This is a genomic window from Piscinibacter defluvii (genome assembly GCF_004011805.1).
In the GTDB taxonomy this organism is placed as follows: Bacteria; Pseudomonadota; Gammaproteobacteria; order Burkholderiales; family Burkholderiaceae_C; genus Piscinibacter; species Piscinibacter defluvii.
In genome coordinates this window covers 1-21,322 of sequence record NZ_RCHJ01000004.1, presented here as the reverse complement: position 1 = coordinate 21,322, position 21,322 = coordinate 1, and the positions used below count along the sequence as shown (strand labels likewise).

The 21,322-nt window shown below is 75.3% G+C and carries 19 protein-coding genes and 1 pseudogene; 3 read left to right on the top strand and 17 right to left on the bottom strand.

Annotated elements, in window-relative coordinates; translation table 11 throughout:
• The 5 genes and pseudogenes from D9C15_RS12860 to D9C15_RS12840 all read right to left on the bottom strand — a co-directional run bounded on the left by D9C15_RS12860 (position 1) and on the right by D9C15_RS12840 (position 4,255).
• A complete protein-coding gene (locus D9C15_RS12860; protein ID WP_127997851.1) occupies positions 1-663 on the bottom strand; it encodes a flagellar biosynthesis protein in 663 nt (220 codons plus the stop codon).
• Positions 660-1,169: pseudogene (locus D9C15_RS12855) on the bottom strand (DUF2894 domain-containing protein); the annotation flags it as partial. The pseudogene D9C15_RS12855 and the gene D9C15_RS12860, both read right to left, overlap by 4 nt.
• Positions 1,109-1,759, bottom strand: a complete 651-nt coding sequence (locus D9C15_RS12850) for an OmpA family protein (RefSeq protein ID WP_127997849.1) — start codon at positions 1,757-1,759, stop codon at positions 1,109-1,111. The gene D9C15_RS12850 and the pseudogene D9C15_RS12855, both read right to left, overlap by 61 nt.
• Positions 1,760-1,817: 58 nt before the next feature.
• On the bottom strand, positions 1,818-3,605 hold the full coding sequence (locus tag D9C15_RS12845) for a DUF802 domain-containing protein (RefSeq protein ID WP_127997848.1): 1,788 nt from the start codon (positions 3,603-3,605) through the stop codon (positions 1,818-1,820).
• Positions 3,602-4,255 (bottom strand): DUF3348 family protein, encoded by a 654-nt coding sequence (locus tag D9C15_RS12840; RefSeq protein ID WP_127997847.1) that lies wholly within the window; start codon positions 4,253-4,255, stop codon positions 3,602-3,604. The genes D9C15_RS12845 and D9C15_RS12840 overlap by 4 nt, the downstream gene beginning before the upstream one ends.
• Before the next feature lie 257 nt (positions 4,256-4,512).
• Between D9C15_RS12840 and D9C15_RS12835 the strand changes: the two genes are divergently transcribed.
• The 3 genes from D9C15_RS12835 (at position 4,513) to D9C15_RS12825 (ending at position 7,865) form a co-directional block, all read left to right on the top strand.
• Positions 4,513-5,907, top strand: coding sequence for an undecaprenyl-phosphate glucose phosphotransferase (locus D9C15_RS12835; protein ID WP_127997846.1), 1,395 nt, complete (start codon positions 4,513-4,515; stop codon positions 5,905-5,907).
• The gene (locus D9C15_RS12830; RefSeq protein WP_127997845.1) at positions 5,897-7,231 is read left to right on the top strand and encodes a TonB-dependent receptor; all 1,335 of its coding nucleotides are present in this window, start codon (positions 5,897-5,899) and stop codon (positions 7,229-7,231) included. Before D9C15_RS12835 ends, D9C15_RS12830 begins: the two co-directional genes overlap by 11 nt.
• 118 nt (positions 7,232-7,349) lie before the next feature.
• Positions 7,350-7,865, top strand: a complete 516-nt coding sequence (locus tag D9C15_RS12825) for an FxDxF family PEP-CTERM protein (protein ID WP_127997844.1) — start codon at positions 7,350-7,352, stop codon at positions 7,863-7,865.
• A gap of 22 nt (positions 7,866-7,887) precedes the next feature.
• Here the strand turns inward: D9C15_RS12825 and D9C15_RS12820 are convergent, their stop codons facing one another.
• The 12 genes from D9C15_RS12820 to epsE form a co-directional block, all read right to left on the bottom strand.
• Positions 7,888-9,045, bottom strand: a complete 1,158-nt coding sequence (locus D9C15_RS12820; protein ID WP_127997843.1) for a DUF1972 domain-containing protein — start codon at positions 9,043-9,045, stop codon at positions 7,888-7,890.
• Positions 9,042-10,268: a glycosyltransferase family 4 protein gene (locus D9C15_RS12815; protein ID WP_127997842.1), complete on the bottom strand. Its 1,227-nt coding sequence runs from the start codon at positions 10,266-10,268 to the stop codon at positions 9,042-9,044. The genes D9C15_RS12820 and D9C15_RS12815 overlap by 4 nt, the downstream gene beginning before the upstream one ends.
• A 5-nt stretch (positions 10,269-10,273) precedes the next feature.
• Positions 10,274-11,059, bottom strand: a complete 786-nt coding sequence (locus D9C15_RS12810; RefSeq protein WP_127997841.1) for a hypothetical protein — start codon at positions 11,057-11,059, stop codon at positions 10,274-10,276.
• Positions 11,046-12,341 (bottom strand): O-antigen ligase family protein, encoded by a 1,296-nt coding sequence (locus tag D9C15_RS12805; protein ID WP_127997840.1) that lies wholly within the window; start codon positions 12,339-12,341, stop codon positions 11,046-11,048. The genes D9C15_RS12810 and D9C15_RS12805 overlap by 14 nt, the downstream gene beginning before the upstream one ends.
• A 3-nt stretch (positions 12,342-12,344) precedes the next feature.
• The gene (locus D9C15_RS12800) at positions 12,345-13,562 is read right to left on the bottom strand and encodes a glycosyltransferase family 4 protein (protein ID WP_127997839.1); all 1,218 of its coding nucleotides are present in this window, start codon (positions 13,560-13,562) and stop codon (positions 12,345-12,347) included.
• Between the two features lie 59 nt (positions 13,563-13,621).
• Positions 13,622-14,899, bottom strand: a complete 1,278-nt coding sequence (locus D9C15_RS12795; protein ID WP_164886719.1) for a polysaccharide pyruvyl transferase family protein — start codon at positions 14,897-14,899, stop codon at positions 13,622-13,624.
• Entirely contained in the window at positions 14,896-16,395 is a 1,500-nt protein-coding gene (locus D9C15_RS12790) for an oligosaccharide flippase family protein (protein WP_127997837.1), read from the bottom strand. The genes D9C15_RS12795 and D9C15_RS12790 overlap by 4 nt, the downstream gene beginning before the upstream one ends.
• Entirely contained in the window at positions 16,388-17,074 is a 687-nt protein-coding gene (gene epsI, locus D9C15_RS12785) for an exosortase-associated protein EpsI, B-type (RefSeq protein ID WP_127997836.1), read from the bottom strand. Before epsI ends, D9C15_RS12790 begins: the two co-directional genes overlap by 8 nt.
• The gene (xrtB, locus tag D9C15_RS12780) at positions 17,071-17,949 is read right to left on the bottom strand and encodes an exosortase B (protein WP_127997835.1); all 879 of its coding nucleotides are present in this window, start codon (positions 17,947-17,949) and stop codon (positions 17,071-17,073) included. The genes epsI and xrtB overlap by 4 nt, the downstream gene beginning before the upstream one ends.
• A 22-nt stretch (positions 17,950-17,971) precedes the next feature.
• Positions 17,972-18,901 (bottom strand): polysaccharide biosynthesis tyrosine autokinase, encoded by a 930-nt coding sequence (locus D9C15_RS12775; protein WP_127997834.1) that lies wholly within the window; start codon positions 18,899-18,901, stop codon positions 17,972-17,974.
• 83 nt (positions 18,902-18,984) lie between these two features.
• On the bottom strand, positions 18,985-20,409 hold the full coding sequence (gene epsF / locus D9C15_RS12770) for a chain length determinant protein EpsF (RefSeq protein WP_127997833.1): 1,425 nt from the start codon (positions 20,407-20,409) through the stop codon (positions 18,985-18,987).
• A 125-nt stretch (positions 20,410-20,534) separates the two neighbouring features.
• Positions 20,535-21,322, bottom strand: a 788-nt coding sequence (gene epsE, locus D9C15_RS12765; protein WP_205854791.1) for a polysaccharide export protein EpsE, incomplete at its 5' end; no start/stop codon positions are given.

Sequence of the window (21,322 nt, the reverse complement as noted above, 5' to 3'; positions counted from 1 at the left end):
TCAGTGAGGCGGCGCCGGCAGCTTCTTCTCGGCGTCCTGGCGCCAGGCCTGCAAGGCCTTGCCGAGGGTCTCCAGCCAGGCCCCCTCGGTGACGATCTGGCGCCCGTCCTCGACATGCGCGCTGATGGAGGTGGGGCCGCTCGCGCCCGTGACGTCCACGTCGGTGGCGATGTCGGCCGCCACCGTGATGGCCCAGAAGCCGGGCTGGATCCAGGACCAGAACTTCCGGATGCGCACGTCCACGACCAGCGCGTTCGGGTCCGCCGTCTTCTCGTCGGCCACCCGGTAGCCCGCTGCGGTGAGCGCCGCGGCCAGGTTCTCGCGCACCACGCCGGCGACGGTCTGGCCTTCCTGCAGCAGCACGTCGCCGAGTGCCTTGCCGAAGCTGTTGCGCTTGCGGCCGATGGCGCGCGCCTTGATGTCGGCGGTGGCCTGCGCCGCACCTTCGAAGCCGAGCGAAGGGGTGCTCGGTTCGTCCGGCGCCTGCTCGAACACGCGCTCGTCCTTCACCGAGCGGATCAGCACCGCGGGGGCCTTGGCGTCCGGCGCGCGCGCGGCAGCCGGGGGCGGCGAGGCCAGCCGGACTTCGCTGCGGCTGGTCGCGCAGCCTTCGAGCAGCACCAGGGGAACCAGCAGGGCGAGGGCAAGAATTCGTTGCTTCATGCGGACGAGTCTCCACGCGTGGCGTCGCCGCCGGGTTGAGCGCGCGCAACCGGCGTGCGCCGGCTGCCCGGGCGGTTGCGCGCCGCCGGGCCGGGCTTCGTTTCGCCCAGTCCGGCCGACTGCTCGAGCCACAGCAGCGTGTCGACATGGCGCAGGAAGGCGTCGAGGTAGGCCGGCGAGAGCGCGTGCAGTTCCCTCAGCGCCCGGTGCACCACCTGCGAGGAGTTGAGCGGCCCGGCCTGCGCCGGCACCTGGTCGAGCGCCTCGCGCAGGCGCCGCTCGGCACGCAGGCGCGTCCAGGTCGGGCCGAAGGCGCTCACGGCCTTCAGCGGCAAGGGCGCCGGCGCGGCCGCGGTGCCCGCGGCGCGGGCCGGTGCGCGCCCGAGCCGGTCGACCAGCGCGCGCAGTGCGTCCAGGCCGGCGTGCGGCAGCTCGGGCCGCGTGCTCATCGCGGGGCTGCCTCGGCCGGCCGGCGGCGCGGCGTCGGGGCCATCTCGACACGCCGGTTCAGCGCCCGGCCGGCGGCGTCGGCGTTCGAGGCCACCGGCTGCTCGGCGCCGAAGGCGGCCGCGAACACCGCCGAGGACGGCACGCCGTCCTCGATCAGCGCACGCGTCACGGTCAGTGCCCGTTGCGCCGAAAGCTCCCAGTTGTCGGCGAAGCGGGCGCGGGTGCCTTCGCGCACCTGGCGGTCGTCGGTGAAGCCGCTGACCATCAGCACCTCGTCGCGCGTGGCCAGGTAGGCCGCCAGCGGGCCGGCCAGGCTCTTCAGGAGCTGGCGGCCGTCGGCCTGCAGCTCGGCGGAGTTGAACGCGAACAGCACGCTGCCGCTGATGCCGATGCGGCCGTCGGCCAGGGTCACGCGGCCGGCCGCCAGCGGGCCGGCCAGCGCGCGTTCGAGCGCCTCGCGGCGTTGTGCCTCGGCCTGGCGCTGCTGCACCTCCTGCTCGAGCCGCGCCGCGAGGTCGAGCTGCAGCCCGAGCGCAAAGACCAGGATCAGCACGAAGGCCCCCAGCAGCCCGGCCATCAGGTCGCCGAACACGGCCCAGATCGGGGTGCCGGCGTCCGCGCCGTCGAAATCGTCGTCGAGCGTCATCGTGGGACCCTCCGCACGCCGTGCTCCGGGATTCGCGCTTGGGAGCGGCCCGGCGCGCTCATGCTGCGTCCGCCTCGGCGCGTGCGGCCACACGCGCCACCTGCTGCAGGTCCTCGACGATCTGCTTCTGCGAGCCGAGCGTCAGGTCGACGATCTCGCGCGCCTGCGCCACGTAGTAGGCGAGCTGCTCGTCGCTGCGCGCGAGCGACTGGCCGAGCGCGGCCTCGATCTGCCGCAGCTGCGCCGCGAGCTGCTCGCCGGTGCGGTCGAACTGCTGCACCGCGGCGCCGAAGCCCTCGGCCAGACCGGCCAGCCCGGCGGCCCCGGCGTCGGCTTGCGCGGCGGTGGCCTGCAGCACCTGCGCCTGGGCGTCGACCGTGGCCGCGAAGCGGGTCGCGGCACCGTCCAGCATCGCCGTGGCCGCCTGCACCAGCGCGTCGATGGCCGCGCGCTGCTGCGTGCCGGCCTGGCCCACCGCGTCGAGCAGCTGGCCCAGCGTGGCCAGCAGGCGATGGCGTTCCTCGAGGGCGGCGTTGTCGCGCACCAGGGCATCGCTCAGCGCGCTGCGCAGCTCGCCGATCACCGCGGCCGCGGCACGCGGCGCCTCGGCGGCGGCCTGCACCAGCCGGGCCACCTCGTCGAGCAGGGCACGGGCCTGCGCCTGCGCCTGCGTGGCGACCGACTGCGCGGTCTGCGCGAACGCCGCGCCGAGGTCGCGCTGCTGCGCCGCGAGGGCCTCGCGCAGCGCGGCGGCGTGGTCGCGCTCGCGTGCGGCGGCGCGGGCCTCGAGTGCCTCGTGTGCCTCGGCCACGCCGCGCAGCAGGACCTCGGCACGCTGGTCGAAGGCCTGCGCAAATCGCTCCAGCCCGGCGCCGAACTGGGCCGCGCTGCCGTCGAGCTGCCGCTGCACGGCCGCGGCCAGCGTGGCCTGCAGCGCGGCGTTCTCGCGCGCCAGCCCGGCCAGCGTGGCCTGAACCGCGGGTTCGATCGCCGCGCTGGCCAGGCGCGCGCTCTGCGCCAGGCTGGTCTGCAGCGAGCGGTCCACCGACTCGGCCAGGCCCGTGTAGGCGCGCTGCGCCTCCCCCTGGAACTGCGCCTGGCCGGCCAGCAGGCGCTCGTGCAGCTGCTCGCCCTGGCAGCCCAGCTGCGTGGCCAGCGACTGGAGCTGCGCCACCAGCGCCGGCAGCGTCTCGGCCTGGGCCTGCAGCAGCTGCAGCGCCTGCTCGCGCTGCCGGGCGCGCGAGAAGCCGCGCAACGGCCCGGCAAGCCGCGCGTCGAGCTGCTGGCCGGCGCGCCGGCGCTCGCGCCGGGCCAGCGCGGACATCAGGCCGAGCATGGCCGAGGCCGCCACCCCGGCCACCGAGGTGCCGAAGGCCAGCCCCAGGCCCTGCACCGGCGCGGCCAGCGAGGCGCGGATCGCCGCCACGTCGCTGGCCTGCTCCAGCGCCAGCCCGGTGCCGCGCAGCGTGGCCACCATGCCGAGGAAGGTGCCGAGCATGCCCAGCAGCACCAGCAGCCCGGCGAGGTAGGGCGTCAGCGCCGGGCCCGGCAGCGCGGCACGCTCGCCCTCGAGGCGCAGGCGCACCGTGTCGCGCAGGCCGGCGGGCAGCGCGGCGAGCCAGGCGTCGAGCGCGGCCGGGGGTTCGCGGGTGGCTGCCAGGGCCTGCGCCAGGCCGCTGGTGTCGCGCTGGAAGCGCTGCAGCTCGGCCGCGCCGGCCAGGTAGAACGCGCCGATCAGCAGCACGAGCGAGAAGGCCGGCAGGTTGCCGGGCAGGTAGCCGGCGGCGACCCAGGCGAGGGCGAGCAGGCCGGCCGCGAAGGCGGCGTGGTGGAACAGTCGGTTCATGGGGTGTCGAGGGTGCGCAGCGCGTCGAGCAGGCCCTGCACCGGCAGCAGGCGGTGCGCCAGCTCGGCGCGCAGAAGATGGTCGCGGTCGGCGCGGAAGCGGTCGGCCCAGTGCGGGTCCGCGCCGCGCCGCAGGCGCTCGAAATGCGCCTGCAGGCGCAGCGGCACCAGGCCGAGCAGGCTGCGCTCCTGCGCGGCCAGGGCGCCGTCCAGCACGGCGTCGATCGCGGCCAGGCGTGCGCCGCCGGCCGAACGCTGCGCCAGTGCCTCGCGCAGGCGCTGGCGCAGCGCGCCGACGGCCTCCTGCATGGCGTGCTGGCGCGCGGCGCAGTGGCGGCGGTGCGGGCCGAAGTCGGTCGGGCTCGACGCGGGTTCGTCCGGCCCGGCATCGATGGACGCCTGCAGGGCCGCGCGCACGCGCTGGAAGTCCGCTTCCTCGTGGCCCAGGGGGCGCGTCACGCGGGGTGTCGGCGAGGCCGCCCCGGCGTTCAGCGCTGCGGACAGCGAGATCGCGCCGGTCCAGCTGAGCCACTGGCCCAGACGCTCGGAGAACGCCGGCCGGGCCGATGCCGCCGGCGCCTCCGCGAGGCGGGCCAGGAAGCGGGTGAGCTCCGAACCGGCGACGCCCGGGTCGGGTAACCCGTGCTGCATGGAGGCCAGTCGAAAGTTCCGCTAAAGGGCGCCGAGTCTACTACCCGGGCGAGGGCACAAGTGACGCGCCGGCCGGCCGCGCGCGGCGGTGCGGGCCCTACATGTGTTGACAGTTTGAGCCACCCGCTTGCGCGGCTGCGCAGGGGTGCGGGGCTATGGTCAACCCTGACCCCGGACGGATGCGGGACCGGCGTCGGCGCGATGGTGCCGGCGCAGCCCGTGCACCGACGCTGCGCGGCCGGGCGCGCGCACCAACGATGCTCCAGACACGCACCAGCACCCGCACCTTCGACAGCGCACCGCCCTCGGCGAGCAGCTTCGTCGCGGCGCTGCTCGAGCCGCTGCTGACCATCGTCTGCTACCTGGGGCTCGCGGCGCTGCACGACGAGGGCATCGACCGCCCCGGCACGGTGCTGTGCCTGCTCGTGTTTGCACTCGGCTTCCCCGGTGTGAACCGCTTTCGCGACCGCCCGCTGAACGCACTGGTGGACGTGGTGGTGGCCTGGGGCACGCTGCTCATCATCCTCGGGCTTTGCGCATTCGCAACGGACAGTTTCAGGCTGTTCTCGACCACGGTGCTGGTCCAGTGGGCATTTGTGACGCCGGTGCTGCACTGGCTCGCGGCCTTCGCGGGCCGGGCCTGGCTGCGCCGGCAGGCCGCACGGCCGGACGCGCGCCGTGCGGCAGTGGTGATCGGCGCCGGCCCGCTGGGCGTGCGGCTGGCACGCGCGCTCGAGCAGGAGCGCGACCGCGGGCACACCTTTCTCGGCTTCTTCGATGACCGCCAGAGCACGCGCCTCGATCCGGCCGCGGCCGGGCGCCGCCTCGGCTCGCTGGCCCAGGTGCGCGGCTTCCTCGCCGAGCAGCGCGTGCACGAGGTCTATATCGCGCTGCCGCTGAGTTCGCAGCCGCGCATCGGCACGCTGCTGGCGAGCCTGCAGGACAGCACCGCCTCGGTCTACCTCGCGCCCGACGTGTTCGGCATCAGCATCATCCAGGGCCGCCTGCAGGACCTGGGCGGCGTGCCCGTGGTGGGCATGCTCGAGACGCCGTTCACCGGCGTCAACGAGCTGGCCAAGCGCCTCAGCGACATCGTGCTGTCCAGCCTGATCCTGCTGCTGATTGCGCCGCTGATGCTGCTCATCGCGATCGGCATCAAGCTGGACTCGCCCGGGCCGGTGATCTTCCGCCAGCGCCGCAACGGCCTGAACGGCGAGGAGATCGTGGTCTGGAAGTTCCGCTCCATGAGCACGCGCGACGACGGCGCGCAGATCGCGCAGGCGCGCCGCGGCGACCCGCGCGTCACGCGCTTCGGCGCCTTCCTGCGCCGCAGCTCGCTCGACGAGCTGCCGCAGTTCGTCAACGTGCTGCAGGGGCGCATGAGCATCGTCGGCCCGCGCCCGCACGCGGTGGCGCACAACGAGCAGTACCGGCGCCTGGTGCAGGCCTACATGCTGCGCCACAAGGTGCGCCCGGGCATCACCGGCTGGGCCCAGATCAACGGCCTGCGCGGCGAGACCGACACGCTCGACAAGATGCGTGCGCGCGTCGAGTACGACCTCGAGTACCTGCGCAACTGGTCGATCGGCTTCGACCTGCGCATCATCGCCCGCACGCTCAAGCTCGTGCTGTTCGACCGCCATGCGTACTGAGCGACCCCGCGTCCGCCTGCGCGCGGCCTGCCTGGCCTCGGCCCTGTTCGCGGCCGGCGCCGCGCGCGCCGAGGAGCCGGCGCCCTTGCCGCCGGAGGCTGCGGCCTCCGCCCCCGACCCCGCGCCGCAAGGCCCGGACGACCCCAACCCCTGGCGCATCGGCGTGCGGCAGGACGTGGCCGGCGAGACCAACCTGTTCCGCGCGCCCGACGGGCAGAAGGCGCGGCGCGACATCGTCTCGACCACCTCGCTGCTGCTCGGGCTGGACCAGCCGATCGGCCGGCAGCGCCTGGTGCTCGACCTGCAGGCCGGCGCGAACCGCTACAAGAACAACACCCAGCTCGACGGCAGCACCTACGCCGCGTCGGCCCGCCTGGACTGGGCCACGGTGAACCGCCTGTCGGGCCAGGCGAGCCTGTACCAGCGCAGCAGCCTGTTCCGCTACGACCTCGACCGCCAGCAGGACTTCACCGGCCGCACCGTGCAGCGCTCGCGCGGCGGTGCGCTGCAGGCGCAGCTCGGCGTGGTGACCGACTGGACGCTCGAGGCCGGCCTGGCGGCCAGCGACGAGCGCTACTCGCGCCTCGAGTTCCAGTACCGCGACCTGCGCCAGACCGCCGCGACGCTCGGCCTGCGCTGGCGGCCCAGCGACCTGGGCTCGGCGCGTGTCGCGCTGCGCCGCACCGACGGGCGCTTCCCGCACTACGCCGTCGACGATGCCGGCGCCGTGCTGGCGGACGACTTCACGCGTGACGACCTCGAGCTCTCGCTGCGCTGGACGCCGAGCGACCTGAGCGACCTGCGCGCGCGCCTGAGCCGCACGCGCGAGCGCCACGAACTGCAGGGCGCGCGCGACGGCGAGGGCTGGACCGGCGAGCTGGCCTACGAGCGCCGCCTCAGCGGCAAGACGGTGCTGACGCTGATCGCCGCGCGCGACAACACCGCCGGCGCGAGCAGCTTCGACGACACGCTGATCGTCACCGACAACGCCGACGCGCGCCGCACCACGCGTGCCGAGCTGCGCCTGCGCTGGGACGCGACGTCCAAGATCCGTGCCCAGCTCGGCCTCGCGCACCAGCGCCGCACGCTCGACGACAGCTTCGTGCTGACGCCGGTGCTCGACGGCGGTGTGCCGCTCGCGCAGGGCACCACCGCGCGCGACCGGCTCACCACGGTCAGCCTGGGCCTGCAGTACCAGCCCAGCCGCGGCCTGCTGTTCGGCTGCACGCTGGCGCGCGAGCAGCGCGGCACCGACGACACCGAGCTGACCTTCCCGTACCGCGCCAGCAGCGGCGTGTGCTTCGGGCAGCTGACATGGCAGTGACGGCCTGCGCTCGCCGTCGTGCCGGACGAATGGAGGGGTGGGGGAGTTTCCTGGCCAGAAGGCAGCATGCGGGGTCCCCCGCCCGACTGCCACATCCATCGAGAAAAGGAGTCATGCAATGAAGTTCGCCTTGAAGAGAACGCTGGCGGCGGCCGGCACAGCGGTCCTGATCGCCGGCCCGCCGGCGGCCCAGGCCGCCGACGCGACCTGCTTCGACGTCGCCGGGCTGAGCAACTGCTACGTCGGCGCGGTCAACGCGCCGGTGCAGCAGCGCCAGTTCGCCGACTGGTCGATCGGCAGCCTGACGCTGGACGCGGTGTCCGACGTGGTCGGCTTCTTCCTGACGCCCAAGCTCAAGCTGACGGAAGTCAGCCTGTGGAGCGGCGGCACGGAGGCCGCCGCGGACGGCAAGCTGTCGGACGGCATCAGCTTCGACGACGTCGCCGCCGGCGACTACGTGGTGAAGATCGACGGCCGGGTCAAGGGCGGCCCGCAACTGTTCGGCCAGGCCTTCGGGTACTACGCCGGCGGCTTTGCGGTCACGCCGGCGATTCCCGAGCCGCAGACCTACGCGCTGATGCTCGCGGGCCTGCTGGCCGTGGGTTACGTGGTGCGTCGACGCCGCCTGTCCTGACGGGGCGCGGGCGCGGCGCCGCTCAGGCGGTGCCGCGCCCCGCGTCCACCGGGCGCAGCGGCGGCTCGGGCAGCCAGGCGCGCAGCAAGGTCTCGTACTCGGCCAGGATGGCGGGCCAGGTGAAGGCCTGCTCGAAGCGCGCGCGCGCCGCATGCCGCAGGGCGGCCAGGCGCCCGGGGTCGGCCAGCAGCGCGGTGAGCTGCGTGTCGAAGCCGTCGGCATCGGTGAACCAGGCGCCCGCCGCGCCGGCCACCCAGCGGTTGAAGCGGTTGTCGTGCGCCAGCACCGCGTTGCCCGCGCCCAGCGCCTCGACCAGCGAGGGGTTGGTGCCGCCCACGCGGTGCCCGTGCACGTAGGCGAGCGCGTGGCGGCGCAGCGCCTGCAGCGTGGCACGCTCGTAGATCGCGCCGACGAAGCGCACCTCGGTGCCGGCGCGCTGCTGCACCCGCCGGTGATAGGGGTCGGCCGGGTCGTAGCGCCCCAGCACCACCAGCGGCAGGCCGCGCGGCCGGCGCGAGAAGCCCTCGACCACCTCGAGGATCGAGTTCTCCGGCTCGGGGCGCGCCACCAGCATCAGGTAGCCGCCGGGCTCGAGCCCGAGGGCGCGCACCGGTGCGGTCGGGGCGTCGAGCACGCGGTCGGCGCCATAGGCGATGGTGGTGATGCGCGTGGCCGCCGTGCGGGTGCCGAGGTGGCGCGCGATCTCGGGATGGTCGGCCACCAGGTGGTCGCCGAGCCGGCAGCCGGCGCGCTCGTTCAGCCACAGCCAGGCGCGCGCCGGCGCGCTCCACTTGGCGCGCGACCACTCGATGCCGTCCATGTTGATCAGGTTCGGCACGCCGCGCAGGCGCAGCCAGGCGCAGAACAGGGCGGTGTTGTAGCCGAGCGTGAGGCACAGCTCGCGGCTGCGCGCGGCATGGCGGATGGCGCGCGCGTCGAACACCATCGTGCCGAGCGCGCCGCGCTGCGCGACGGGGACGTGCACACGCTCGACGCCCTGCCAGTGGTCGTGCGCCAGCGGGCCGCGCCCGTCGCGCTGGCAGTACACCACGACGCGCCAGCCGCGTGCGACCAGGTGCAGCGCGAGCCGCTCGGCGAAGGTCTCGAAGCCGCCGTGCGCGGCGGGCACGCCGCGGATGCCGAGGATCCTCAACGCGGGTCGCTGATCGTCCGAGTTCATGCCCGCACCCCCAGCGACGCGTACAGGTCGAGCATCGCGTCGGCATACCGCTGCCGGTGGAACTCGCGCTCCACGTGCGCGCGCGCCGCGCGGCCGATGCGCTCCAGCGCCGCCGTGCCCAGCCCCGCGACGCTGCGCAGCCGCTCGGCCAGCTGCGCCACCGAGCCGCTCTCGAAGGTCCAGCCGGTCTCGCCCTCGACGATCAGCTCGGGGATGCCGCCGATGCGCGCGCCGATCACCGGCTTGGCCAGCGCCATGCTCTCGAGCACGCTCATCGGCGCGTTCTCGTACCACTGCGAGGGCAGCACCACGGCGCGCGCGCCGCGCACCAGCGCGTGCAGTTCGGCGCCGTGCCGGAAGCCGAGGAACTCGGCGTCGCCGCCCAGGCCCGCGTGCAGCGCCTGCAGCTCGCCCTGCAGCGGGCCGGTGCCGGCGATCTTCAGCGCCACGCCGGCGTCGCGCGCGGCGCGCAGCAGCGTCGCCACGCCCTTCTCGGGCGCGAGCCGGCCGAAGTAGAGGAAGTAGTCGCCCGGCGCGGCCTGCGGCTCGAAGCGGGCCGCGTCGACCCAGTTCGGGATGTAGGCGAAGCGTTCGCGCGGCCAGCCCCACTCGACGAACTTCTCGATGAAGAAGCGGCTCGGCGACACCACCTTCGCGAGGTGGCGCCGCCAGGTGTCGAGCCGGCGGTGCAGCGCGCTCTCGGCCGCCACCACCGCGCTGGCCGCCAGCGAGCCGCGCACGCAGCGGTGCCGCAGCACGTTGAGCACCGAGCCCTCGCGGCAGCGCTCGCAGACGCCGCCGTCGTTGAGCATCTTGTAGGCCGGGCAGGCGATCTTCAGGTCGTGCGCGGTCAGCACCGCCGGCACGCCGGCCTCCTGCAGCGTGGGCAGGATGGCCGGCGAGTGGTGGTGGTAGATGCAGTGCAGGTGCGCGATGTCGGCCGGGTACTCGGCCAGCAGCGCGCGCAGCCGGCGCTGCGCCTCGAACGACCAGACCACCTTGCCGGCCATCGCCAGCTTGCGCCAGGGCGGGTAGCGGTGGTCGAACTCGAGTTCGTCGATGAAGAAGCGCGACCAGGGCGAGGGCTGGTTCTGCGGGTGGTGCATCGCGTAGAACGCGTTGTCCCAGCCGAGCTCCTCGAGCAGCGCGGCGTGGTCGAGGTAGACCACGTCGGAGCCGCCGCGGCGGTAGTGGTAGGAGTTGATCGAGAGCAGTCGGGGCATCGGGGTCAGCAGGCGGCGGCGCGGCAGGCGCCGGGGTCGTAGCCCTGCAGGCGCAGGCGCTGCAGGTCGGCGTCGCCGGCGGTGCTCAGGCCGATCCAGCGCCACTCGGGTGTCACCACGCGCAGCCGGCCGATCGCGATGTCGCGGTTGGTGCGGTACTGGTCCCAGTGCGCACCGCGGTCGAGCCAGTAGTCGGCACCCAGGCCGACCAGCGCGCCGGCACCTGCGGCGCTGTCCGGGTCCAGCCGCGCCTGCACCAGCACCAGCACGCCGCACAGCGGGCCCGCAGGCAGCTCGAAGCGGCCCGCCGCGGGCCAGAAGTGGAACGCGCTGCCGGCCGCGAAGGCGACCGTCGCGACCTCGCCCTGCAGCTCGAAGTGCTCTGCCGCGGCGGAGGCGTTGCCGGCGAAGTCGGCCCGGAACTGGCGTCCCTCGATCGGCCCGCGCTGCACCAGCTGCCACTGCCGCTGCGGCCCGGCGCACACCAGCACCTGCAGGGCGCGCAGCTGCAGCACGACGCGGCCGTCCGCGTCGCCGCTGGAGAAGGCCTGGCCCCAGCCGGTCGCCGCGCGGAAGGCGCCGGGCGTGTTGCCGGCGCCGACACGCGGCCCGCGCGCCCAGTCGAATCCGCGCGGCACGCCGCGCGGCGCGCGCTCGTGCGGCAGCGAGCCGTCGCGCTGGATCGCGGCCAGGTCGATCTCCTCGGGCAGGCTCGCGCCGCCGGCGTCGGCCCCGCTGCCGCAGCCGGCCAGCAGCGCGGCCAGCGTGACGATGAACTCAGCCCGGCGCATGGGTCGTGCTCCTGCTGCGGGCCGCCAGCGCGCCGGCGCTGAACCAGAACACCGACATCGCGAGGTAGTTGTTGACCAGGTTCTCGCTGGCGAAGTAGATCGCCACCACCGCCAGCGGCACGCCCTCCCAGCGCCGCCCGACGTGCCACAGCAGCACGCCCAGCAGTGCGACGAAGCCCAGCAGCGTGAGCGCGCCGCACTCGAACAGCAGGCGCAGGTAGTCGTTGTGCGGCACCAGGTGGATCTCGGACAGCCGCACCGAGGCGCCGATGCCGAAGCCGAACAGCCACTCGTAGGGCGAGCCCTGTGCATACAGCGTGATCAGCTCGAGCCAGTGCTTGAGGCGGAACAGGAACGACAGGTCGGTGCTGCGCAGCTGGCGCACCAGGTCGGCGTAGCTGACGGTGGCCAGGTCGACGCGGCCGTCGGCGAGCAGGCGCAGGCTGTCGCGCAGCGGGCCCAGGCGGGCGAACACGCCGACCTCGGGCAGCAGCCAGGCCACCAGCGCGAACAGCGCCAGCGCCGCCAGCAGCGCCACCAGCGTGCGCGGCCGCCCGACCGCGAGCACCAGCGCCAGCAGCACCGCGAGCAGCACGCCGAGCGTGCCGAAGGCCGCGCCGACAAGCAGGTAGACCGTCACGCGCTGCAGCGGCCGGCCCGACAGCACCGCGTGCAGCGCGATCAGCGTCACCGCGTACAGCGCCGCGTTGTTGCGGTTGGCGAACAGTCCCACCTCGCGCCCGCCGCCCAGCGCCGTGTGGCCGGCGGCGAGCTGCGCCGCCCAGGCCAGAAGCGGCAGCAGCACCAGCGCGGCGAAGCCGAGCCGCACCGGCAGCTCGTCCCACAGCCAGCGCGGGCGCTGGCGCTCGTCCATCTGCCAGCGCGGACGCCGGCGCTCGTCCATCTGCCAGTGCGGACGCTGCCGCTCGAAGTCGGCGCCGAACACGACGAAGGCCGGCGCCAGCACGAGCTTCAGCAGGTCGACCAGGTCGTGCGCCTGCAGTCCGACGATCAGCGCGGCGCCCAGCCCGGCGTAGTACAGCCCCAGCGCAGGCACGACCCCGGGCGGCGCGCCGGCCGTGCGCGGCAGGAACAGCCAGTGCACCGCCAGCAGCGCGAAGCCCGCCACCGCGGTGCCGTGCGCCAGCGCCTTCAGCAGGCCCGAGCCGCTGGCGGCGGCCAGCGCCAGCACCAGCACGTAGACCACCGTGACGGCGAAGAACAGCCCGCTCGGGTTCGGCTCCGGGAGCCGGCGCGTCAGCGGGTAGCGCAACGAGGCCATCGATCAGCCTGCCGGGGCGTCGAGCAGGGCGCCGACGCGCCGCGCCGCGTCGTCCCAGCGGAACGCGCCGTCGACCAGGCGCCGCGCCGCCTGGCCGATCGCCTCGCGGCGCGCCGCGTCGCACAGCAGCGTGTCGAGCGCCGCGACGAACGGGGCTGCCGCGGGCGTGTCGCAGACCCAGCCGTGCACGCCGGCGCGAAAGCCGGCGATGCCGTTGAACGCGGCCGCCCCGCCGACCACCGGCAGGCCCGCGGCCATCGCCTCGAGGGTCTTGTTGATCAGCCCGAAGCCCTTGAACACCGGGCTGAGCGCGATCGCCGCGTCGGCGTAGACGGCGCCCAGGTCGTCGGCGAAGTCGAGGTGGCGCAGCTGCGGCGTGGCCGCGAACACGCTGCGCAGCGCGGGCGAGGCGCGCCGGCCGATCACGCGCAGCTCGGCCTGCGGGTGGCGCGCCGCGACCGCCGGCCACACCTCCTGCGCCAGCCAGCGCGCGGTGCCGGCGTATTCGCCGCCCAGGTCGGCGACGAACAGCACCGTCGGGCGGCCGCTGCGCCGCAGCGCGAAGAACTCGTCGAGCACGCCGTTGGAAACCACCGCGACGCGCTGCGCCAGGGCGGCGCCGACCAGCTGCGCGAGCCAGGCACGGTCGGCCTCGGTCTGCAGCAGCACGTGGTCGTAGGGCGCCAGCAGGCGCGCCTCGATCGGTGCGATGAAGCGGCAGCGCCAGCGGTCCAGCGCCGCCTTCGGCGCTGCCCCGTCGGGCTGCTGCAGCCCGCGCAGGTGGTACTCGGCGGTGGTGCAGTCGTTCACCGCGGCCACGCGCACGCACGGATGCACCTGCGCGGCCAGCCCGCTGGCATCCCAGGCCGCGACCGCGCTCATCGGTGCGACCAGCAGGCGGTCCTGCGGGCCGATCGGCGGCGCGGCGGCCGCCCCGGCGAGGCGCCAGCCGTGCTGGTACATCTCGCGCCCGCGCAGCTCGGCCAGCGCCCGCGCGGCACGGCCGCGGCGCCGCAGCACGATGCGCCGCAGCGGCCCGAACAGGGCCTCGTTGCGCGCCAGCGCGTCGGGTGTCGGCGGGGCGGACTCGTCCTCCAGCAGCACCAGGCGCAGCGGCTGCTGTCGCGCCAGCCGCAGCCCGAGGTGGTAGACCGGCAGCGTGATGCCGTTGCGCGGCGGATCCGGCAGCTGGTCGGTGACGAGCCACACGGTCGCGCTCATGAGGCAAGCTCCGCGCTCGTCGCGCTCCGGTGTGAGCGCTTTGGAGCGGCCATGCGCGCTCACGGCAGGGCCTCCGCGAAGGTCAGCCGCGCCCGGGCGAGCACCGCCGGCAGCCGCAGGCCGACCTGTTCGGTCAGCGTGGGCAGTTCGTCGACGAAGCGCACCAGGCGGCCGGTCAGCACCGCGGCGTCGACGGCCTGCGCCGGCTCGAGCAGCAGCCAGTCGGGCAGCGCGAAGTGGCGCAGCAGGCCGGCGAACTTGCCCTGGTAGGCCAGCGCCAGCACCGGGCGGCCCTGGCCGAGCAGGGCGATCGCCAGGTGCATGCGGCCGGTCAGCGCGCCGTCCACCTCGCCGGCCAGGGCCTTGATCTGGTCGGCCGCGGGCGGCGCGAGCAGCCGGTGGCAGAACGCGCGCTGGCCGTCGTCGAGGCGTGCGTGCAGCAGGTCCAGCCAGGCCAGGTCGCCGGCGCCGGCACGCTCGTCGTGCGGCAGCAGCAGCCAGCTGACCGGGCGGCGCGCCGCCACGTCGTGCATCGCCGCCTGCAGCGCGTCGGCCAGTGCGGCGGCACCGGCGGCCGCCTCGGCGGCGGGGAACAGCATCGGGTGCGCGTTCAGCGCCAGCACCCGGCGGCCCTGCGCACGCTGCGCCCGCACCCAGCGGCGGGCCGCCGCGGCCGGCTCCTCCAGCGGCGCGGGCGGCAGCAGGAAGGCGGTGTCGGCCACCAGGCGCGCGGGCCGGCCGGTGACGCGGCCGAAGCGCTCGCACGAGACCGGGTCGCGCAGCTGCACGGCCGCGCGCGGGTCGAGCGCGCGGAAGGCCAGGCAGACGCTGCGTGCCGGCTGCTCGTTCAGGCTGAAGCCGAGGAAGCGTGTCGCCAGGCCGGCGCGTGCCATCAGGTCGGCGGCGATGATCATGCGCAGCGCGGTCACCGGCGAGTAGTGGCCGTCGAGCAGGTCGGCACCCATCACCCAGCCGCGCGTCGGGCGCGCCGCGGCGAGCAGGCGGCGGAACGCCAGCGGCATCGCCAGCCCGCCCCAGACGCGCCAGGGCTCGAAGCCGGCGGCGTGCGCGCGTGCGTCGGCCGCGGGCGTGCTGCAGGCCACCAGCAGGCGCACCTCGGGACCGAAGGCGCTGCGTGCCATGGCGCGCGCGGCCAGCAGCATCGCCTCGTCGCCCTTGGAGCCGGTCAGCACCTCGGCATCGGCCGGGATCACCAGCACGGCCTCGGCCCGCGGCGCGCGGCGCGGCGCGGGCAGGCGGCGCACCAGCTGCCACTGCAGCAGCAGCAGCGCCTGGTGGACGGCGCCGGCGGCGCGGCGCAGGCGGGACGGGGTCATGCGAGGCGCTCCTTCGGGCGTGCGGCCGCGGCGAGGTCGGCCCATTCGGTGCGCAGGCGCGTGCCGCAGGTCTGCGCGAGCAGCAGCGCGACGGCGCCGGCATAGGTGGCGCCGAGCAGCAGCAGGCGCGTGGCGGCCGCGAGCCCGGGCTCGAGCAGCGGGCGCAGCAGCGCGACGAGCGCGAACGCGGCGGCCGCGGCCAGCAGGCCTGGCGCGAGCTGGCGCAGCAGCGCGGCCAGGCGCAGGCCGGTGCTGCGCAAGGCCAGGCCGAAGCTGAGCGGCGCGACGGCGAGCTGGCCCAGCACGAAGGCCAGCGTGATGCCGCCGGCGTCGGCGGCGTCGGTCACGGCCAGCGCCGCCAGGCCCAGCGCGAGCTTGGCGGCGTTGATGCCCAGCAGCGTGGCCGAGCGCCCGGCCGCGCCCAGCGTCGCGCTGTTGACGTACTGCACGGCCTGCACCGCGCCGAGCAGCGCGAGCCAGCGGGCGACGGTCTCGGCCCCGGCCCAGCGCGGGCCGAACAGCAGCGTGCACAGCTCGGGCGCCAGCGCGGCCACGCCGACGAACAGCGGCGCCGTCGTGCAGGCGGCCAGGAACACCAGCCGCGCGTAGGCCCGCTGCAGGCGCTCGCGCTCGCCGGCCAGGCGCGACAGCGCGGCGAGCGCCGGCTCCACCAGCGCCGCGGCGAGCAGCTCGAGCAGCGTCAGGTACAGCTTGGCGCCGACCGCGTAGGTGCCCAGCACCGCCAGCCCGTGGCGCGACAGGATCACCAGCTCGATGGTGCGGCCGGCGAAGAAGTCGAGCAGCTGCCCCGCGAACGCCGGCCCGGCGTAGGCCGACAGGCGGCCGAAGCGCGCGCGCGCGAACCGCCCGCGCGGCTGCCAGACCGGGCGGCGCCACAGCAGCAGCGCGAGCGTGGCCGCGGTGGCGAGCGCCTGCCCGACCAGGCAGCCGGCGCCGAAGCCGCGCCAGGCGAGCCCGAGCGCAGCCAGGCCGCCCGCCAGGTGCGCCAGCAGCGTGGCACGCGCCACCGCGCCGAACTCGAGCCGGCGCCGGTGCAGCGCCACCAGCACGCCGCTGGCCGCCGCGAGCGGCGGGATCGGCGCGGCCGCGCGCAGCAGCGGCGCCGCGCCCGGGGCGCCGAGCGCACGGGCGATCGGCTCGGCCGCGAGCAGCAGCACGGCGCTGCCGGCGAGCGCGGTGGCCAGCGAGAGCGCGAAGGGCAGCTCGACGTCCTCGGGCTGCAGGTCCGGCTGCTGCACCAGCGCGGGCGGATAACCCTGCGTGGCCAGCACCGCGACGAAGGCCAGCAGCACCAGCACGCCCTGCGCCAGCCCCAGGTCGGCCGGCCCGAGCTGGCGGGCCAGCAGCAGGAACACCCCCAGCGTGAACGCCTTGACCGTCCAGCTCTGCAGTGCCGACCAGGCGAAGGCACGCACGGCGCGCTGCTTGAGCGGGGGCGGCGGTGCGGCGGCCGTCATGCGCAGCGGCTCAGGCATCGGTGCGGCCCGTCAGCGCGAGCCGGGTGGCCGGTGCCAGCGCCTGCAGCAGCGCGGCGACGAAGCGGTCCTGGCGCGCGAACTCGCCCGCGCTGTCGATGCCGATCGAGGAGACGCGCACCAGGTAGCCGTCCGGGATCAGGCCGCGCAGGCCGTAGCGCAGCTCGATCAGCCGGCGCTCGACGCTGCCCAGGCTGTGGTACTCGCCGATCGTGGTCCAGTAGGTGACCGGCTCGGGGCGCTGCGTGCCCAGCGCGGTCTCGAGCCGGCGCACCGCGAGGTGGCCGCCCGGCACGCTCAGCACGCCGGCGCGGTTGGAGCGCACCGCGAAGCCCTGCGCCGGGTAGCAGACCTCGGGGTAGTGCAGCGCCATGTCGCTGCGCTGGTCGGCGCCGTAGGTCAGCGCGAGCATCACGCGCTCGCCGGCCTCGTTGCGGTAGGTGCGCGCCAGCATCTGCTGGTAGAGCCGCTCGAGCGCCGCCTGCTGGCGCGGGTTGACCAGCGCGGCGCCGGCGGCGGCGTCGAGCTGCCAGCCGGCGAAGCGGCGCGGCACGGCCCGCTCGAGCTCGGGGCGCTCCAGCAGGGTGGCGAGCCGGCGCCGCGGCGTCAGCGCGGCCGCACTGCCGGCGGCCAGCGCCATCGCACCGCAGGCGAGCCAGGCGCGGCGCGTCGGGTTCATGCGGCGGACTCCCGCGGACGCGGCAGCACCAGCCGCAGCAGCCCGTCCGCCGCCATCGTCAGCAGCAGCGCGGCGAGGAACAGCAGCAGCCCGGCCAGGCCGTGCAGGAAGCCCTGGCCGGCGGCGTCTCCCAGGTGGTAGGTGACCAGGCACAGCACCACCACCCGCAGCACGTTGGCGAGGAAGGAGATCGGGACGATCAGCAGCGCCAGGGCGACGTTGCGCGCCGCCGAGGGGTGGCGCACCAGGTTCAGGTAGAGCAGGCCCATGGCCTCGAGCGCGAATAGCGTGTGCAGCCCGGCGCAGGCGTCGGCCACGAGCAGCTGGTACTGGCCGATCTGCAGCACGACGCCGGTGCGCGAGATCGGGTAGCCGGCGGCATACAGCAGTTGTTCGGCCAGGCCCGAGGCGGCCAGCTTCATCGGCTGGGTCAGCGTGTCCACCACCAGCCCGGGCAGCGGCACCAGGAAGCACAGGAAGAACAACCCGAAGGCCCAGGGCCGCAGCGCCGCGCGGCCGCGCAGCAGCAGCACGCAGGCCGCCAGCACCGGGATCAGCGCGCCGACCTCGGCGACCAGGATGCCCTGCGAGCGCCCGAGCACGTACAGCAGCAGCCCGGCCGCGAGCAGCGGCACGCCGAGCGCCGCATCGGGCCGTGCCGGCATGTCGCGCACCTGCGGCCAGCGCCGCGCCAGCAGCCAGAGGGCGACCGCCAGCACGATCGGCCCGTGCGACTGGCGCTCGTCGCCCCAGACCTGCTGCGCCAGGCCGAGCAGCGTCGGCCCGGCCAGCAGCGCCAGCCCGGCGGCGACGATCAGCCACGGGCCGCGCTCGGGCACGGGCCAGGCACGCGGGTCGTTCGGCAGGGCGGACATCGGCGCGACCGAGGCCGGGCACTCAGTACTCGTTCATCACCACGCCGGCCACCTCGGCGCGCGTCTGGCCGAGCAGCCCGACCAGGGTCTGCAGCGCGTCGATGCGGCTGCGGCCGCGCCGCGCCAGCGCGAGCGCGGCGCCGCATTTGGCGGCCAGCACCACCGCGTCGCTGCCGCGCACCGCGGCAGTGGTGTCGACCACCACGTGGTCGAAGCGCTCGAGCAGCTCGCGCAGCAGGATCGCGCAGCCCGGCCGCTCGAGCAGCTCGAGCGGGTTGGGCGGGGTCGGGCCGACCGGCAGCACGAACAGGCTGGGCAGCTGCGGCACCGGGTGCAGCGCATGCTCGGCGCTGCGGCCCGACAGCACGGTGCTCAGCCCGCGGCTGTTGTCGACCCCGAACACCTGGTGCTGGCGCGGGTGGCGCAGGTCGCCGTCGACCAGCAGCGTGCGCCCGCCGATCTGGCTCAGCGCGATGGCGATGTTGGCGGCGAAGTAGGTCTTGCCGTCGCCGCTGTCCGGGCTCACCACGGCCAGCGCGCGGCGCGCCGCGCCGGGGCGGTCCAGCCGCATCGTGAGCTGGCTGCGCACCGCGCGGAAGGCCTCGGCGCGTGCGCCGAAGGGCTCGATCGCGGTCACCAGCTCCGGGTTCAGGCCCTGGCGCGAGGCCGGCGCATAGGGGTAGCCGAACTGCTGGCTGAGCGCCCACAGCACCTCGTCGCCGCGTGCCAGCCCGAGCGCCACCGCGGCCTCGCCGAAGCGCATGCCGCGCTTGCGCTGCAGCGCGACGATGCGGTCGATCTGCGCCGCGTCGAGCCCGCGCAGCTCGGCCAGGATGGCGCCGATCGGGCGCGTGCTGCCGGGCACGGCATCGGCGTCGTCGGGCACCAGCGATTCGGCCACCAGCTCGGGCTCGCTGTCGCGCGGCAGGGCGGCGTGCACCGGTCTCAGCATCTCAGGCCTCCTGCCGGGCCGTCCCAAGGGAGGCCTGTGCCCCCTCGGGGGGCAGCGAACGAAGTGAGCGTGGGGGTCGCATCTCAGGCTCCTCGCGCCCGGGCCGCCGGCCCGAGCAGGCGGCGCTGCAGCGCCAGGCGCTGGCGGCGCGCCGTCAGCGCCCCGCCGGCGGGCCGCAGCATCACGCCCAGCACCGGCAGGTCGAGCGCCTGCACCAGGTCCTGCGCGCTGCGCACGCGGCGGTCGAGCAGCTCGCGCAGCAGCGCGGTCGCGATGCCCAGCAGCAGGCCGACGAACGCGCCCAGCACGGTGTTGAGCACGAGGCGCGGCGAGCTCGGCTGGGTCGGCGGGCTGGCCGGGCTGAGCGGCGCGATGTTGGTCTGGCTGGACTGGCTCTCCAGGCTGGTCTGCATGCCGCGTGCGCTGATCGTGTCGTAGGCGCGCTGGGCCTGCTCGACGTCGCGCTGCAGCACCGCCAGCTCGTCGCGCTGCTTCTTCAGCGCCAGCACGCGGCTGCGCTGCGCCTCCAGCGCGCTGCGCACCTCGGCCTCGCGGGCGCGCGCGATGCTGTGGTTGATGCCCAGGCTGCCGGTCACGCGGCGTGTCTCGGCGGCCAGGCGGCGGCGCAGCTCGTCGATGCTGGCCTGCGCCTCGAGCACCTGCGGGTGGCGCTCGCCGAGCCGCGCGCCGATCTCCTGCAGGCGTGCCTCCTGGCGCGCCAGGTCGGCCTTCAGGCCCGCGACCAGCGGGTTGGCGAGCACGTCGCTGAGCTGGTCGCCGGCGCTGCGCGCCTGCGCGTCGCGGCTGCCGGTCTCGGCCGAGAGCGCCTGCAGCGCGACCAGCTGGCTGCTCAGCTCGGCCAGGCGCGCGTTCTCGACGTCCAGGCGCTCGTCGCTGGCGGTGATGCCGCGCGACTGATGGTAGGCGCTCAGCTTGGCCTGCGCCGCCTCCAGCGCGTCGCGCTGCTGGCGCGCCCGCTCGTCGAAGAAGCTGCTGTAGCGGCGCGCCGGCTCGACGCGCAGGTCCACGCTGGTGTCGATGAAGGCCTGCACGAAGGCGTTGGCCACGCGCGCCGCGGTGTCCGGGTCGGCCGCGCTGAACTCGATGTTCAGCACGTTGCTCTCGCGCGAGGGCCGCACGTCGAGCTCGCGCTGAAGCGTCTCGATGGCCCAGGTCTCGAAGTCGCCGCCGACGCCGGCCGCCTGCCAGGCGGCGCGCCAGTCGCGGCTCTCGCCGAGCCGCAGCAGGCCGACCACGCGGCGCGCCACGCGCTCGCTCGTGATCACGTCGACCTGCGTGGCCATGTAGCCGGGCGACATCATCCCGGTCAGCACGATGCCGGCGATCGGGTCGGGCGACTTGACGTCGACGATCACCGCGGCGCGCGCGGTGTACTTCTTCGGCAGCAGCAGGCTGGTGCCGAGCGCCGCGGCGATGCACAGCAGCAGCACCAGCAAGGCGCCGGGCGTGCGCGCACGCAGGATGGAGAGGAATTGCCCCAGGGTCATGTCTGCCCCTCGGCCGACGGGTACGCCGGCCGATCCCCCGTGGGGATGCGGGCCGGCTTGGGAGCGGCCCGGCGCCCGGCCCGCGTCGCTTCGTTGCATTGAACGTGCTTCATCGCACTCCTTGCTCAGAACAGGCTCTCGCGCACGTAGACGACGTCGCCGTCGCGCAGGGTGTTGTCCAGCGCCGGCTCGTACTCCTTGACCTTGCCGTCGGGGCCGCGGCGGTGCAGCCGCATGCCGCGCACCGTGCCGCGCTGGTTCAGCCCGCCGGCGGCGGCCAGGCCCTGCATGACGGTCATGCCGCGCTCCAGGCGCAGCGCGCCGGGGCGCTGCACCTCGCCGTAGACGTAGACGGTCGGCATGCGGTCGACGAACAGCACGTCGCCGTGCTGCAGCACCGGGTCGGCGCTGGCGCCCCGGCCGCCGAGCAGGGCCGGCACGTCGATCGTCTCGCGCAGCGGCTGGCCGTTGCGCGTGCCGGTCAGCGTGACGAGGTCGGCCCCGTTCGGCGCGATGCCGCCGGCCAGCGCCAGCAGGTCGCTCAGGCGCATGCCGTTGACGTCGATCGGGTAACGCCCGGGGCGGTTGACGTAGCCGAGCACCGAGACCTGGTTGCCGCGCACCTGCAGCACCAGCAGGCTGACCTGCGGCTCGCGCACGTAGCGGCCCTGCTTCAGGCCGGTGGCGATGGCCTCCTCGGCCTGCTGCGCGGTCAGCCCGCCCAGCGCCACGCTGCCCAGCAGCGGGTAGCTGATGCTGCCGCCCTCGCTGATGCGCGCCTCGAGCGAAAGGTCCGGGTTCTGGTAGACGCCGATGCGCACCACGTCGCCGGCGCCGAGCACGTAGTCGCGCGGCGCGGCGGCGGCGGCCGGCGGCGGTGCCGCGGCCGGCTCGGCCGGCGCGGCGGCGCGGG